Source organism: Streptomyces sp. SAS_281 (assembly GCF_052542855.1).
In genome coordinates this window covers 82,129-96,184 of the sequence record NZ_JBMNDO010000011.1, presented here as the reverse complement: position 1 = coordinate 96,184, position 14,056 = coordinate 82,129, and the positions used below count along the sequence as shown (strand labels likewise).

At 72.4% G+C, this 14,056-nt stretch carries 13 protein-coding genes; 2 read left to right on the top strand and 11 right to left on the bottom strand.

Going from position 1 to position 14,056, the window contains the following annotated elements; genetic code table 11:
- Nucleotides 1–186: 186 nt before the first annotated feature.
- The 9 genes from ACN6LM_RS06955 to ACN6LM_RS06915 form a co-directional block, all read right to left on the bottom strand.
- Nucleotides 187–1,578, bottom strand: coding sequence for a phosphomannomutase/phosphoglucomutase (locus ACN6LM_RS06955; RefSeq protein WP_445064376.1), 1,392 nt, complete (start codon nt 1,576–1,578; stop codon nt 187–189).
- Nucleotides 1,559–3,175, bottom strand: coding sequence for a glycoside hydrolase family 13 protein (locus ACN6LM_RS06950; RefSeq protein ID WP_445064375.1), 1,617 nt, complete (start codon nt 3,173–3,175; stop codon nt 1,559–1,561). Before ACN6LM_RS06950 ends, ACN6LM_RS06955 begins: the two co-directional genes overlap by 20 nt.
- Entirely contained in the window at nt 3,172–4,392 is a 1,221-nt protein-coding gene (locus ACN6LM_RS06945) for a Gfo/Idh/MocA family protein (protein ID WP_445064374.1), read from the bottom strand. Before ACN6LM_RS06945 ends, ACN6LM_RS06950 begins: the two co-directional genes overlap by 4 nt.
- Nucleotides 4,389–5,462 carry a glycoside hydrolase family 130 protein gene (locus ACN6LM_RS06940; protein WP_445064373.1) on the bottom strand — a complete coding sequence of 358 codons (1,074 nt, stop codon included), beginning with the start codon at nt 5,460–5,462 and terminating at the stop codon, nt 4,389–4,391. The genes ACN6LM_RS06945 and ACN6LM_RS06940 overlap by 4 nt, the downstream gene beginning before the upstream one ends.
- 5 nt (nt 5,463–5,467) lie before the next feature.
- A complete protein-coding gene (locus tag ACN6LM_RS06935) occupies nt 5,468–6,325 on the bottom strand; it encodes a carbohydrate ABC transporter permease (protein WP_445064372.1) in 858 nt (285 codons plus the stop codon).
- A 1-nt stretch (nt 6,326) separates the two neighbouring features.
- Nucleotides 6,327–7,265, bottom strand: a complete 939-nt coding sequence (locus tag ACN6LM_RS06930; RefSeq protein ID WP_445064371.1) for a carbohydrate ABC transporter permease — start codon at nt 7,263–7,265, stop codon at nt 6,327–6,329.
- Nucleotides 7,262–8,554 carry an extracellular solute-binding protein gene (locus tag ACN6LM_RS06925; RefSeq protein ID WP_445064370.1) on the bottom strand — a complete coding sequence of 431 codons (1,293 nt, stop codon included), beginning with the start codon at nt 8,552–8,554 and terminating at the stop codon, nt 7,262–7,264. The genes ACN6LM_RS06930 and ACN6LM_RS06925 overlap by 4 nt, the downstream gene beginning before the upstream one ends.
- Nucleotides 8,555–8,642: 88 nt before the next feature.
- The gene (locus tag ACN6LM_RS06920) at nt 8,643–9,662 is read right to left on the bottom strand and encodes a LacI family DNA-binding transcriptional regulator (RefSeq protein WP_445064369.1); all 1,020 of its coding nucleotides are present in this window, start codon (nt 9,660–9,662) and stop codon (nt 8,643–8,645) included.
- Between the two features lie 124 nt (nt 9,663–9,786).
- Nucleotides 9,787–10,467 (bottom strand): ScbR family autoregulator-binding transcription factor, encoded by a 681-nt coding sequence (locus ACN6LM_RS06915; RefSeq protein WP_445064368.1) that lies wholly within the window; start codon nt 10,465–10,467, stop codon nt 9,787–9,789.
- 391 nt (nt 10,468–10,858) lie between these two features.
- On the opposite strand from ACN6LM_RS06915, the gene ACN6LM_RS06910 reads away from it, so the two are divergent.
- Nucleotides 10,859–11,539, top strand: coding sequence for an HAD family hydrolase (locus ACN6LM_RS06910; protein ID WP_445064367.1), 681 nt, complete (start codon nt 10,859–10,861; stop codon nt 11,537–11,539).
- Between the two features lie 11 nt (nt 11,540–11,550).
- On the opposite strand, the gene dhaL is transcribed toward ACN6LM_RS06910, so the two are convergent.
- Together dhaL and ACN6LM_RS06900 are read right to left on the bottom strand one after the other, a co-directional pair.
- Nucleotides 11,551–12,237, bottom strand: a complete 687-nt coding sequence (gene dhaL, locus ACN6LM_RS06905; protein WP_445064366.1) for a dihydroxyacetone kinase subunit DhaL — start codon at nt 12,235–12,237, stop codon at nt 11,551–11,553.
- Nucleotides 12,238–12,279: 42 nt separating this feature from the next.
- Nucleotides 12,280–13,278 carry a dihydroxyacetone kinase subunit DhaK gene (locus tag ACN6LM_RS06900; RefSeq protein WP_445064365.1) on the bottom strand — a complete coding sequence of 333 codons (999 nt, stop codon included), beginning with the start codon at nt 13,276–13,278 and terminating at the stop codon, nt 12,280–12,282.
- A gap of 218 nt (nt 13,279–13,496) precedes the next feature.
- Between ACN6LM_RS06900 and ACN6LM_RS06895 the strand changes: the two genes are divergently transcribed.
- The gene (locus tag ACN6LM_RS06895; RefSeq protein ID WP_445064364.1) at nt 13,497–14,003 is read left to right on the top strand and encodes an ArsR/SmtB family transcription factor; all 507 of its coding nucleotides are present in this window, start codon (nt 13,497–13,499) and stop codon (nt 14,001–14,003) included.
- The last annotated feature ends 53 nt before the right edge of the window (nt 14,004–14,056 follow it).

Genomic DNA, 14,056 nt, shown 5'->3' with positions numbered 1-14,056 from the left:
CCCCCCCCCCCCCCCCCCCCCCCCCCCCCCCCCCCCCCCCCCCCCCCCCCCCCCCCCCCCCCCCCCCCCCCCCCCCCCCCCCCCCAGGGCGCCCAGCACCGGGGCGGGGGTGTCCTCGCGGAGGAAGCAGGTGAAGACGACTTCGTAGTGCAGGCTCATGGGCCGCATTGTGCCCGGCGGCGTCCGTCAGGCCTCGCGCACCGTCGCCAGCACCTCGTCGCGGACCCGGTGCATCAACTCCTCCGTGCGGGCCTCCACGTTGAGCCGCAGCAGCGGTTCCGTGTTGGACGGGCGGAGGTTGAACCACCAGTCCACGCCGCTGACGGTGAGTCCGTCCAGGGTGTCGGCCGACGCGTCGGGACGGGACTCCCACGCCGCGCGGACCGCGGCCGTACGGGCGGCCTGGTCGGTGACCGTGGAGTTGATCTCGCCCGACGCGGCGTACCGCTCGAAGCGACGGGTCAGCGCGGACAGCGGGCCGTCCTGGCCGCCGAGCGCGGCGAGGACGTGGAGCGCGGCCAGCATGCCCGTATCCGCGTTCCAGAAGTCGCGGAAGTAGTAGTGCGCGGAGTGCTCGCCGCCGAAAACGGCGCCGGTGCGGGCCATCTCGGCCTTGATGAACGAGTGGCCGACCCGCGTACGCACCGGTGTGCCGCCCGCCTCGCGGATCACCTCGGGCACCGCGCGCGAGGTGATCAGGTTGTGGATGACGGCCGCGCCGGGGTGCCGCGCCAGCTCCCGCGAGGCGACCAGGGCGGTGATCGCGGACGGCGAGACCGGGTCGCCGTTCTCGTCCACGACGAAGCAGCGGTCCGCGTCGCCGTCGAAGGCGAGCCCGAGATCGGCGCCCTCGGCGCGCACCCGTGCCCGGAGGTCCACGATGTTGGCCGGCTCCAGCGGATTGGCCTCGTGGTTCGGAAACGTACCGTCCAGCTCGAAGTACATCTCCACCACCGTCAGCGGCAGCCCCGCGAGCACCGTCGGCACCGTGTGGCCGCCCATGCCGTTGCCCGCGTCCACCACCACCTTCAGCGGGCGGATCGCGGACAGGTCCACCAAGGAGTGCAGATACGCGGCGTACCCGGCGAGGGTGTCGCGTCCCGAGACCGCGCCCGCGCGGGCGGCCGGGGCCGGGGCCCCGTGGTCCGTCCACCGCTCGACCAGGGCGCGGATCCCGGCGAGACCGGTGTCCTGGCCCACCGGCTCCGCACCGGCCCGGCACAGCTTGATGCCGTTGTAGCGGGCCGGGTTGTGCGAGGCGGTGAACATCGCACCGGCCAGCCCCAGCGAGCCCGACGCGTAGTAAAGCTGGTCCGTCGAGCACAGGCCGATTCCGGTGACGTCGGCACCCTGCGCCGTGGCGCCGCGCGCGAACGCGGCGGCCAGCCCCGGGGAGGAGGGCCGCATGTCGTGCCCCGTCACGATGGCCTCCGCACCGGTGACCCGGACGAACGCGGCACCGAACAGCTCCGCCGTCGTCTCGTCCCACTGGTCCGGCACCACGCCGCGTACGTCGTACGCCTTGACGAGCCCCGACAGGTCGGCCCGGGGCGTCGGTTCAGTCACGGGCGTCGTCATCGGTGTCTCCACGGGCGGAACGGGCGGTACGGGAAGAGGGCGGGGCGAGGAACCACACCGCGGTGTCGGGCGGCAGCGCGTCACCGTCGAGCGGTCCACTGCTGAGCAGCGGGCGGCCGGGCGTGCGCACGGGCGCGTCGCCCAGGTTGACGGCGCACACCAACTCCCCGCGCCGGAAAGCCAGGACGGGCGCGCCCGGCTCCGAGAGCCAGACGGGCGGCGCCGCCGGGTCCGGCGCCGGATGGGCGCGGCGCAGCCGCAACGCCGCCCGGTACAGGGCGAGCGTGGAGCCGGGGTCCGTCTCCTGCGCGGCGACGGTGAGACCGGCCCAGTCCGCGGGCTGCGGCAACCAGGTGGCCCCGGCGTCCGCCGTGGTAAAGCCGTACGGCGCCCGCGCGCCGGACCACGGCAGCGGCACCCGCGCCCCGTCGCGCCCGCGCTCGGTGCGACCGGAACGCTCCCACAGCGGGTCCAGGACGCGGTCGACGGGAACCTCGGCCTGGGGCAGGCCCAGCTCCTCGCCCTGGTACAGATACGCGGAGCCCGGCAGCGCCAGCATCAGCAGCGCGGCCGCGCGGGCCCGGGCCGGGGATCCGTACCGGGTGACCGGACGCACCGCGTCATGGCTGGAGAGCAGCCAGGTGACGGCCGCGCCCGGGACACCGAACGAGTCGTCGATGACGCGGCGCAGCTCGGCAGGTTCCCATGCCGCCTCCAGGAAGGCGAAGTTGAACGCCTGGTGCATTTCGTCGGGCCGGATGTAGCGGGCCAGCCGTGCCGGGTCGAAGACGGCCGACTCCGCGACCATCACCCGGTCCTGCGGCGCCACCGCCCCCGGCGGCGCCGGATGGGTGTCGAGCAGCGCCCGCCACTCGCGGTACAGCGGGTGCAGCTCCTCCTGGTCGTAGTACGGCATCAGGTGGTTGCGCAGCGGGTCGGTGTGCTGCCCGGGCCCCGCGTCCGGCAGGCCCTCCGCCTTGAACAGGGCGTGCGCCACGTCCACCCGGAACCCGTCCACACCCCGGTCCAGCCAGTGGCGCAGGACGTCCGTGAACGCGTCGCGCACCTTAGGGTCGCGCCAGTTCAGGTCGGGCTGCTCGGGTGCGTGCAGATGGCAGTACCACTCGCCGTCCGCGACCCGCGTCCAGGCGGGCCCGCCGAACGCCGACTGCCAGTCGTTCGGCGGCAGTTCGCCCGCCGCGCCCCGGCCCGCCCGGAACAGGTACATCTCCCGCTCCGCCGATCCCGGGCCCGCCGCCAGCGCGTCCAGGAACCACGGGTGGCGGTCCGACGTGTGGTTCGGCACGAGGTCCACGATGAGCTTGAGGCCCAGCTCATGGGCGCGCGCGGTCAGCCGTCCGGCGTCGGCGTCCGTCCCCAGGTCCGGGGCCACGCCCGTGTAGTCGGAGATGTCGTAGCCGCCGTCGGCCAGCGGGGACGGATAGAACGGCGTGCACCACACGGCGTCCGCGCCCAGGTCCCGGATGTGCTCCAGGCGCGCGGTCAGGCCGGGCAGGTCCCCGGTCCCGTCCCCGTCCGAGTCGGCGAAGGCCCGGGGGTACACCTCGTAGCAGACCATGTCCTGCCACCAGCTCATGCGGACACCCCTTCGAAGAGGCCGGGGGCGGGGGACAGGACACGCTGCTCGGTGCCGGTCGCGGCGGCGACCGTGGCCGCCTCGGCGACGGCGACCGCCGCGAAACCGCTCACGGGGCCGGCCACCGGTGGCCTGCCGGTCCGGGCCGAGCGCACCAGGTCGGCCATCGCCGCGCGCACGCTCTGCGCGTACACGTACGGCTTGCGCGGTTCGCCGCCGAGGTCCAGCACAGCGGTCACCCGGTGCGGGACGGTGCGCTCCTCGCCCCGGCCGCGGGCCGGCGCGGCTGACCCGGCGTCCCGCTCCACGCGCACGGTGATCCGCTCACCGCCGCCGGGCCGGAACCCCTCGACGGCCAGCAGGTCGTCCCGCAGCCCCGGCAGTTCCTCCCAGGCACGCGCGCCGTCCTCGTCCACCCATGCCGTGATCTCCGCGTGTACGGGGATCCAGCCGCTGATCCGCGACTCGGCGAACCCGTGGTCCAGGCGCATGAGCTGCCGCTCGGCGCGATGGGCGTGGGTGAAGGAGTGGAGGTGCGAGGCGAGCGCACCCCCGGGATGCACCACATCGGCGCCGACCATGTCGACCGGGCCGCCGGGGCGGCCGACCGCGGTGGCCCGCACACTCAGCGGATCGGTGCCGAGGAGGGCCCGGGCGGCGTCGAAGAAGTGGACGCCGTGCTCGATGAAGATGCCGCCGCTGTGCGCCGGGTCCCAGAACCAGTGGCCGGGGTCCAGGTCCTCGTCGGACGCGTCGTTCTCGAACAGGAACCGGCGCGGCGGTGCGAGCAGCCCTCGCCCGGTCAGCCGCTCCACCGCCCGCAGCAGCGGGTTGTAGCGCAGCACATGGTCCACGACGAGGGCCCGCCCGGCGCGGCGCGCCTCGTGGACGACCGCCGAGGCGTCCTCCGTCGTGGTGGCGAGAGGCTTCTCGCAGAAGACGTGGCGCCCCGCGCGCAGCGCGGCCGTGGCCATCGCCGCATGGGTCGCCGGCGGCGTGGCGATCAGGACCGCCGTCACATCGTCCCGCTCCAGCAGCTCGTCCAGCGAACCCAGCGCCGGGACGCCGTGCCGCTCACCGAGCAGCCCGGCCCGTTCGGGCGAGGGATCCGCGACCGCCGCGAGCCGCAGACCGGGCAGCCCGGCGATCGCGTCCAGCACGAACTCCGCGAACCCGCCGCAGCCGGCCAGGCCGATACCCAGGGCGCCGTCCGTCATGCCGTGCGCTCCAGGAGGGCCACGCCGATGTGCGCGTCGGCCATGCCGTAGAACACGTACAGCTCGCCGTCGATCTCCTCGACGGCGGTCGGGAAGACGACGTTCGGGACGGTGCCCGAGCGCTCCTCCTCGGTCTCCGGCGCCATCAGCGGCTGGTCCGAGCGCGCGATGACGCGGGACGGGTCGGCAGGGTCGAGGATCATCGCGCCGGCCGCGTACGAGACGTCCTGGTTCTGCGCCCACGGGTCCTCGATGGAGCCCGACACGCCGTGGTGGATGAGCAGCCAGCCCTCGGGTACCCGGATCGGGGCGGGGCCGCCGCCGATCTTCAGGGACTCCCACGGGAACTCGGACAGCGCCAGCAGCTTGTGGTCGCGGGGGCGGGTCAGCGCGGTGATGTCGGCCTCGGCCTCGGCGGCCGGCACGTAACTGATCCAGATGCCGGGGCGCTCGTCGGTGACACCGGCGGGCAGGTGGACGCCCTCACCCGGGCGGAACCAGCCGAGGTCCCACATCGGGCGGTGCAGCATCGCGTACGCCGGCTCGCCGTCCGGCCCCGGGACCGGCTCGGGGAAGTGGACGACGTCCTTGTTCGGGAAGAGGTTGAGGTCGGTGTCCAGGTCCGGCTGGTAGGCGAACTGGATCGGGCCGAGACGGGTCCAGTCGGTGAGGTTCTCGGACACGGCGAGCGCCGGCTTCGGGCCGAGCGGACCGTAGGCCACGTAGCTCATGACGTGCTTGCCGAGCGACGGGATCCAGGTGATGCGCGGGTCCTCGACCCCGGCGTTGTTCTTGCCGCGCTCCCAGCCCTCGTCGGGGGCGAGGACGGTGCCGCGGCGCTCGACGCCGTTCGGCACGCCCGCCTCGTCGAAGGTCACCTCGGCGAGGCCGACGCGGGAGACGTTGCCCTCGGCGACCAGCCGCGGCAGCAGGTGCAGCGTGCCGTCCGGGGTGCGGCCGGAGGCGGGGTTCAGGACACCCTCGACCTCGTTCGCCTCACCGGCCAGCGGGGACATGACCAGGCCCTTGCGGACCATGCGGTACGGGATGTGGGTGGTGGTGTTGCTCATGGCGTTCAGCCCTTTACTCCGGAATCGATGTCTGTAGAGGTGAAGTGGCGCTGGAACAGGAGGAACAGGACCACCGCGGGGAGGGCCAGCACACAGGCGCCGGCCAGCAGGGCACCGGCCGGGTTGGCCACCGTGCCCTGAAGGTTGGAGAGGAAGCTCGCGAGCGAGACGGCCAGCGGCTGCATGTCCGCGTTCTTGGTGACGAGGAACGGCCACAGGAACTCGTTCCACGGACCGATGAACGTCAGCAGCAGCGCGCTCAGGACGGCCGGCCGGGCCATCGGCAGCGCGATCCTCCACAGGATGCGCAGCTCGCTCGCACCGTCGATGCGGGCCGCCTCGAAGAGGGACTGCGGCATCTGCGCGAAGAACTGGCGGAACAGGAACACGGCCGTCGAGTTGATCGCGAACGGCAGGATCATGCCCAGGTAGTTGTCGCCGAGCCCGTAGTCGCGGACGACCAGGACGTACAGCGGCAGCGTCAGCAGCTGGAACGGGATCATCTGGACGAGCAGGAGGGCCGCGAAGACCGCCCCCTTGCCCCGGAAGCGCAGCTGCGCCAGCGCGTACCCGGCGAGCACTCCGAAGACCAGCGTGCAGATCAGCACCCCGATGGTCATGATCCCCGAGTTGAGCAGGGAGCGCCCCAGCGAGATCGCGCTGTTCACCGCCGCGTAGTTGTCACCGGTGAGCCCGGACGGGACGGCCGCCGACAGGTCACCGACGGTCTGTCCGCGCAGCGAGCCGACGATCATGTAGTAGAAGGGGAACAGGAAGGCGACGGCGCCCAGCGACAGCAGCACGTAGCGGACGGCGCTCCCGGCGGAGAAGCGGCGGGCGGGCCTGGGGGTGGTGGCGCTCATGTCAGTCGCCCCTCTCGGTGAGCTTGCGGGCGGCGATCGACACGACCATCACGAAGGCGACGAGAACGACGCCCAGAGCGGCCGCGAAGTCGGGGTGCCCCTGCTCGATGCCCTTCTGGTACATCAGCAGCACGGGCGAGGTGGACGCGTGGTCGGGGCCACCGCCGCCGGTCAGCAGATACGGCTCGCTGAACAGGTTGGCGCCGGTGATGATCGCGTAGATCACGACGAGCGTCGTCGCCGGCCGTACGCCCGGCACCGTCACCGAGAAGAACTGCCGGATCTTCCCCGCGCCGTCCATGGCGGACGCCTCGTAGAGTTCCCTGCCGACGTTCTGCAACGACGCCAGGTACAGCATCACGAAGAAGCCGAGCTGCTTCCAGGTCACGAACACGGCGATCATCGGCATCGCGAGATGCGAGTTGACCAGCCACGACGGGTCCGGTGCGTGCGAGCCGAGCAGGTGGTTGACGAAACCGTCCGAGCCGAACAGGAACTGCCATACGGCGACCAGGGCCACGCTCGCCGTCACATACGGCACGTAGAACGCGGCGCGGAAGAACGCACGCCCCCGGATCTTCGCGTTCAGCGCGCTCGCCAGCACCAGTGAGAGGCCCACTGTCAGCGGCACGTTGATGACGAGGAAGATCAGGATGTTGAGGAAAGCCTGCCCAACGACCGGGTCCGTGAAGACGTCCCGGTAGTTCGACAGACCCACCCACGGTGAGTCGATGTCCGTGCCCGGCGCGGTGAAGTAGAAGCGGTGGAAGGAGATCCACACCGTGTAGACCAGCGGGACCGCGAAGACCACCACGACGAACAGCACGTACGGCGACACGAACAGCGCGCCGGCCCGCGAAGGACCACGCCGTGCCTTGCCGCGCGGGGCGGGTGCACTCGTGCGTACGGCGCCGGGCGCCGCGTCCAGGTTCACGCTCATGACGGGTCCCCGTACTCGTTCAACAGGTGGGTGATCTCGGAGGACGCCTTGCGCAGCCCCGCGTCCGTGGACTCGCGGCCGAACACGACCGATTTCGTCCACTCGTCGCGGAACGCCTGCCAGATGTCGATGGAGCCCGGCACATTCGGCACCTCGACGACGCGCTGCGCCTGGTCGGCGAACGCCTTGTACGTCGGGTTCTCGGCGAAGTAGCCGGGATACTTCTTCGTGAGGTCCTCACGCATCGGCATCTGGCCGGTGGCCGCCAGGAACTTCCCGTCCTGTGCGGCGGAGGTGGCGAACTTCAGCACGTCCCAGGCGGTGGCGCGGTTCTCGCACGAGCTGAACATCGCCGCGGACTTCTCGTCGCTGAAGGAGTGCTTGCCGCTCCCGCCGTCGGCGGTCGGGACCGGGGCCACACCGATGTCCACACTGTCCTTGTAGGCGGCCACGGCCCACGGGCCCACGGTCGCCATGGCGGCCTTGCCGTCGTTGAGGGAATCGCCCGGATACTGCTCCTGGGGCGCCAGTTTCTCCGCGTACAGCGTGCGCCAGAACGCCGCCACCTGCCGGCCCGCAGCCGAGTCGAACCGCGGTTTCCCGTCCTCGATCAGCTGCTTGCCGCCGCTCTGCGCGGCGAACGCCGGATAGAAGTCGTACCAGGGCTGGAAGAAGTCACTGCTCGGCGAGGGCCATATCGCCGCCTTCGCGGCACCGCTGTGCACGAGCGTCCGGGAGGTTGCGAGGAAATCCTCGTACGTGGCCAGCTCCGGGTGCTCGGGATCGAGACCGGCCTTCGCGAACAGCTTCTTGTTGTAGAGGATCATGACCGGATTGCTCTTCCACGGCAGCTGGTAGAAATCGCCATCGGTGGAGCGGTACTGGTCGGTGAGCGAGCCGCCGCGTGCGGCGATGTACTTCTCGCCGTCCGGGAAGTCGCTGAGGGAGACGAGGCCGTTCTGCTTCTGGAACGTCGGCACCGCCGCCGGTGAGGTGTTGAAGGCGAGGCAGGCCGTCGTCCCCGCGATGATCGAGGCGCTGATGGCCTCCTCGGAGGTCTTGCCGGCCGGGATCTGCTGCGCGGTGACGTGCTGGTCGGGATGGGCCTTGTTCCACGCGGCGACCATCGCCCTGCCCCACTGCACCTCCTGCGCGTTGTTGGAAAGCCAGACCGTGATCGGGCCGCGCGCCGTTGCGGCGGTGGCCGGATCGGGAGCCGACCGGCCGCAGGCCGTCGCCGTGCCCGCGAGAGCGAGCACGAGCAGCGCGTACGCCGTTCTCCTCAGCATGATTGATCTCCGAACTGTTCACGTGCGGCCTCGTCGCCGCACGGAATGCCCGGTCGGCGCGAGCACGACCGGTTGATGGCCCGTTACGTCACCGGCGGGGCGCCGGCCCCATCGACGCACGGGGCACGAACTGCGCCGGTGCCAGCCGCACGTGGTCGGCGGCCCCCTCGGCGACGACCGCGTCGAGGGCGCGGGCCGCCGCCTCGCCCCAGCCCCGGGCGTCCGCCCGCGCGGAGGCGAGCGGCGGGAAGCTGTAGCGCGTCAGGGGAGCGTCGTCGTAGCCGACCAGTGACAGCTGGTCGGGCACCCGGACACCCAGCTCCTGGGCGACCGAGAGCCCGGCCATCGCGGCGAGGTCGTTGCCGTAGACGATCGCGGTCGGCGGCTCGGCCGAGGCCAGCAGCTGCCTGGTCGCCAGCGCGCCGCCCTCGGGCGTGAATCCGCCCGGCAGCACAGGGGCTTCGGGCAGCCCGAGCGCGCGCAGCGTCTGCTCCCACGCGGTCCGGCGCCGATGGGCGTGGAGCAACTCCTGCGGCCCCTCGACATGGGCGATGCGCCGGTGGCCCAGCTCCGCGAGGTGGCGGACGGCGGCCGTGTACGCCGGCTCGTCGTCCAGACTCACCGCCGTCAGGCCGTCGCCCCACTCGGGCTGGCCGACCACGACGGCCGGCAGACCGAGCTCCCGCAGCAGCGCGGGACGCGGATCGTCGCGGCGCAGGTCGGTGAGGAGGACGCCGTCCACCTGCTGCTCCGACGCGAGGCGCCGGTAGACGCCCTGCTCGTTCTCCGGCGAGGTCACATGGATCATGAGCCCGTCGCCGCGCTGCCCGATCACGGCCTCGACCCCGGCGATGAACGCCGGGAAGAACGGATCGGCACCGACCTGCTCCGCGTCCCGGGCGAGGACGAGCCCGAAGGCGCCGGCCTTGCCGAGGGAGAGGGCCCTGGCCTGACGGCTGGGGGTCCAGCCGAGCTCCCGGCTCGCCTCCAGGATCCGCTGCTTCGTCTCCTCGGCGACACCGGGCCGGTCGTTCAGGGCGAAGGAGACCGTGGCGCGTGAAACACCGGCCCGCCGGGCGACATCCGCGATGGTGGGCTTGCGTGCCATGTGCCTGGACTTTCCTGCCGGCGGGTCGAAGGCGAGCGCCTTCAAACCGGTTTGACTGCTCGGACGAGGACAACCAAACCGGTTTGGAAGGAGAGCGTCAAGGTGCCGGAGCCTGTGATGCCCGTCACCGGGGAGGGAGCGGGACGGCCGCACGACCGCCCCGCGAGGCGTCCGCCTGTGCGGGGATCCGGGCGCGGGCCCGGGTGAGCAGTCCCACCGGATCGGGCTCCGACTGGAGCGAGGTGAGGGCCATCCGCCACCACTCCTCCAGCCGCTCCGTCCAACTCCACCTGCCCGGCATCTCGTCGGTCAGGGTGCAGTGCCCGTAGAACCCGCACACCAGCGCCACGGCCGCCGCCGACGGCTCGACCCCGTCCGCGAGTTCACCCCGGGTCCGGGCCTGGATGAGGAGCCGGGCGCAGGCCAGCGCCCAGGCGCCGAACGGTGTCGGCACGGGCGCCCCGATGGTGCGGCGCTCCGCCCACAGCCGCGCGCCGGCCCGCGCCACGACGTCCTCGCTGAGGGTCTGGGCGACGTGGAAGCTGAGCGCGACCAGCTTCTCCAGCGGGGGGATGCCGGGCGCGGCGTACGTGGCGGCGAGCTGCGGCCAGGTGGCGAACTGCTCGCGGACGACGGCAAGCGCGAGCTTTTCCTTGCTGGAGTAATGGAAGTAGATCGCGCCGCTGGTCTTTCCCGAGTGGTCACTTATGTCATTGACGCTCGTGCCCGCATATCCCCGTTCTACGAATAGATGTGCCGCCGATTCCAGCAGCACTTTTCGGGTTGCGCGCGCCCTGTCCTGCACTTGTTCCACCTTCGCTCATACGTGCTAGCGCCAACGACGTGAAAGCCCGTCACGTCCCTTGGTGAGGGGCGCAGTCGCATCGCGCGACGATCCTATTATTCATCGCCCGGGCGGCGCAGTCGGCCGGTAATTCTTCATATGTTCCGGTGCACTCGAATTGGTGATTGCGGAATTCGGGGTCGCGGAAATAACGTAATGGTCATGATGTTTCGGACGGCCTGACCCTCGGGGTCGCACGTCCGCCGCGGCGCGCCCAGCGGAATCGACCTGGCCGCCGCGCACACGAAGCGGCGCCCGCGTCCGATTCCTTCCTTTCACAGGCGTGCCATCCGGCACATGTCTGCGCCTTCGTACCTCACCGGTCGGCGCAGCCTCCGAGAACGGCGGTTACATGACAGCTCATCGCATCCTTTCCTGGTCCCCCTCCGCCCTCGTCTTCGACTGCGACGGCACCCTGATGGATACGGAAAGGCACTGGCAGGAAGCCCGCACCCTCACCTTCCGGCTCTTCGGACTCACCCCGCCCGGCGGGTTCGCCGACCGGGCGAAGGGCGTGCACTACACCGATTGCGGCGCCCTGATGGCCCGGGAAACCGGCAAACCGGATCTGGCGGGCGAACTCGCGGACACCCTCCTCAGCACCTTCACGGCGCTGGTCGAGGAGGACCCGGTCACCATGCCCGGCGCCGCCTCGCTGGTCCGGCTGGCCGCCCGCCACCGCCCCCTCGCGGTGGCGAGCAACTGCCCCCGGGCCACGGTGGAGTCGTGCCTCGACCGGGCCGGGCTCCTCGGCTGCTTCCAGCATGTCGTGGTCGCCGGCGAGGAGGTGCGGCCCAAGCCCGAGCCGGACGTCTACCGGGTGGCCGCCCGCCTCTGCGGCGTACCGCCCGAGGAGGCCATGGCCGTGGAGGACTCGCTGACCGGCATGGAGTCGGCGCGCCGGGCGGGCCTCCGCGTGATCGGCATCGGGACGCGCCCGCCGGACCCCGACGGCGAGCAGGCCGACCTGTGGGTCACCAGCCTGGCCGACCCGGAACTGCTCAGCTGGGCCCGCAGCCGCCTCGGCCCCTGACCGGCGGCCGGTCAGCCGTCCGACGGGCGGGCGGGCTGGTCACCGGCGAGGTGGGGCGCCAGCGTGCGCACCGTGCCGGCCGCGGAGGCGAAGAACAGCGCCATGCCCACGGCCCCCGGGTCCGGGACGCCGGTGGCCCGCTCGCCCAGGTAGCTGGCCCGCCCCATGCGGGCCGCCTGGGAGGCGGTCTCCCGCACCCCCCGCCACGCCTCGTCCGCGGCGGCGGCCAGGGCGTCGGCGGGTGGCGCGTCCCCGGCCGCCCGCAGGGCGTCGGCGGCCGGGGCCAACGCGTCGACCAGCGTCTTGTCACCGGGCGCCGCGTCCCCGACGCGGCGGATGGCGGCCAGACCCTCGGCGGCGCCCTCGGCGAGCGCGCCCGTTGTCAGCTCCGGTCCGGACCCGGCGGCCCGGCCCAACGCCTGGAACAGCAGGCCGAACAGCGGACCGCTGGTCCCGCCGACCTCGTCCAGGAAGGCGGTGGCCAGGGCGCCGAGGTGCTCACCGGGGCCCGCTGACGCCGCCAGCCGGTCGAGCAGCGGTCCGGCGGCCCGGACCCCGGCGGTGAGATTGGCGCCGAAGTCGCCGTCGCCCGCCTGCTGGTCCAGCTCCGTCAACTCGGCCTCCGTCGCGTGGACCGATTCCGCGAAGCGCCCCGCCCACTCACGGGTGCGTGTGCCGTCCAGAGCGTCGCTCGTCATGGGCCCTCCTCTTCGTACGTCCGTCCCGCAGGGGGCGGCCGGTCACCACCGCAGTGCCGGGGTGTGCACGGGTGCGTCGTAGAAGTCCAGAGCGGCCCGGTCGGCGACCATCAGCGTGAGGGAGAACCCCCGCATGTCCAGCGCCGTCACGTATTCGCCCACCAGATGGCGCGCGAGCCGCACCCCTGCGGCATCGAGCACCCGCCCCAACTCGCCGAACACCGCGTAGAGTTCGAGCGAGGTGACCGAGCCCAGCCCGTTGACGAGAGCGACGACGGACTCCTCGGGCCCGGGCCGCAACGCGTCGAGCAGCGCCCCCGTCATCTCCTCCACCAACGCGCCCAGGGGACCCTGTTCCCGGGTGCGGGCGGCGCGCTCCCCGTGGATCCCGACGCCGTACTCCAGTTCGCCGGGCGGCAGTTGGAAAGCGGGCTCGCCGGTGGCGGGCGCGTGGTGCGCGGCCGAGGCGACGGCGAGCGTCCGGCACCGGCCCGCGAGGCCCGTGCCCAGCTCCACCAGCTCGTCGAGCCCCATCCCCGTGTCGGCGGCGGCGCCCAGGACCTTCTCCAGCAGCACCGTGGCGCCCGTGCCGCGCCGTCCGGCGGCGATGTCCTCCGAGTCGGTGGCGAGGTCGTCGTCCACGAGGACCCGCGCGCAGGCGATCCCCGCGTCGGCGAGGCGCTCGGCCGCGATGCCGAAGTTGATGCGGTCGCCGGTGTAGTTCTTCACGATGTGCAGCACGCCCCCGGATCCCGCCACCGCGCGTGAGGCCCGGAAGATCTGCCGGTTGTGCGGCGAGGCGAACACCCTCCCCGGGCAGGCGGCGTCGAGCATGCCCGCCCCCACGAACCCCGCGTGCAGCGGCTCGTGCCCGGACCCGCCCCCCGACAGCAGCCCCACCCGCCGCGTGGACGCGGTGTGCCGGGCGGTGACGAAACCCTCCGCCGCGTCGTACCGCACCAGCTCCGCGTACGCACGGGCGAAGCCGGACAACGCGTCGGCCACGAGTTCACCGGCGCCGTTCTCGAAGTACCTGGCCATAAGCCGTACCCATCCCGTCCCTGGCGGTGAGGCCGTACGAGCCGACCCGGACGATTATCCCATGGTGCGGGTAACGGTACGCGCGCGGCAACTCGCAGAGCGTGGCACGGGGGCGCGAGGTGGTGGGCTGCTCCTGCAGCGCTCGCCTCTACCAGGAGAACTCCGGACATGTCGCCCGCACTCTTGCGTGCAATTCCGTAATTACGTAATCTCGTTCCATGGATCTGGAAGCGCGTGTCACCGCGCTCGAACGACGTCTCGCCGAGCTGGTGGAGGCGGCCCCCGCCGCGCCCCCCGTCGCGGAGGCCGACTTCTGGGCGCTCGACGCGCTGAAGGCGCGGCACCCGGTGACGGAGGAGGCGGGTGGCGCCGTGCTGTTCACGGGTGCGGTGCGCGTACCGACCGGGCACCGCTACGAATGGCAGTACGGGCTGCCGACCGAGACGGTGCTGGACGACGACTGGCCGGAGGCGGCCGCGTCCTTTGCCGCGCTCGGCCATCCCGTGCGGCTGAGGCTGCTGCGTGAGGTCCTGGGCGGCCTGCGCACCGCGGCCGAACTGGCCGCGCTCGACGGCGTCGGGACGACCGGCCAGGTCTACCACCATCTGCGTCAGCTGACGGGTGCGGGCTGGCTGCACTCCCCGGAGCGCGGCCGCTACGAGATACCGCCGGGGCGGGTCGTGCCGCTCCTCGTGGTGCTCACCGCCGCGCGTCCCGCCACCTGACCGATGGCATACACCGACTACGTACGCCCATTACGTCCTACGTGCAAGGGGGA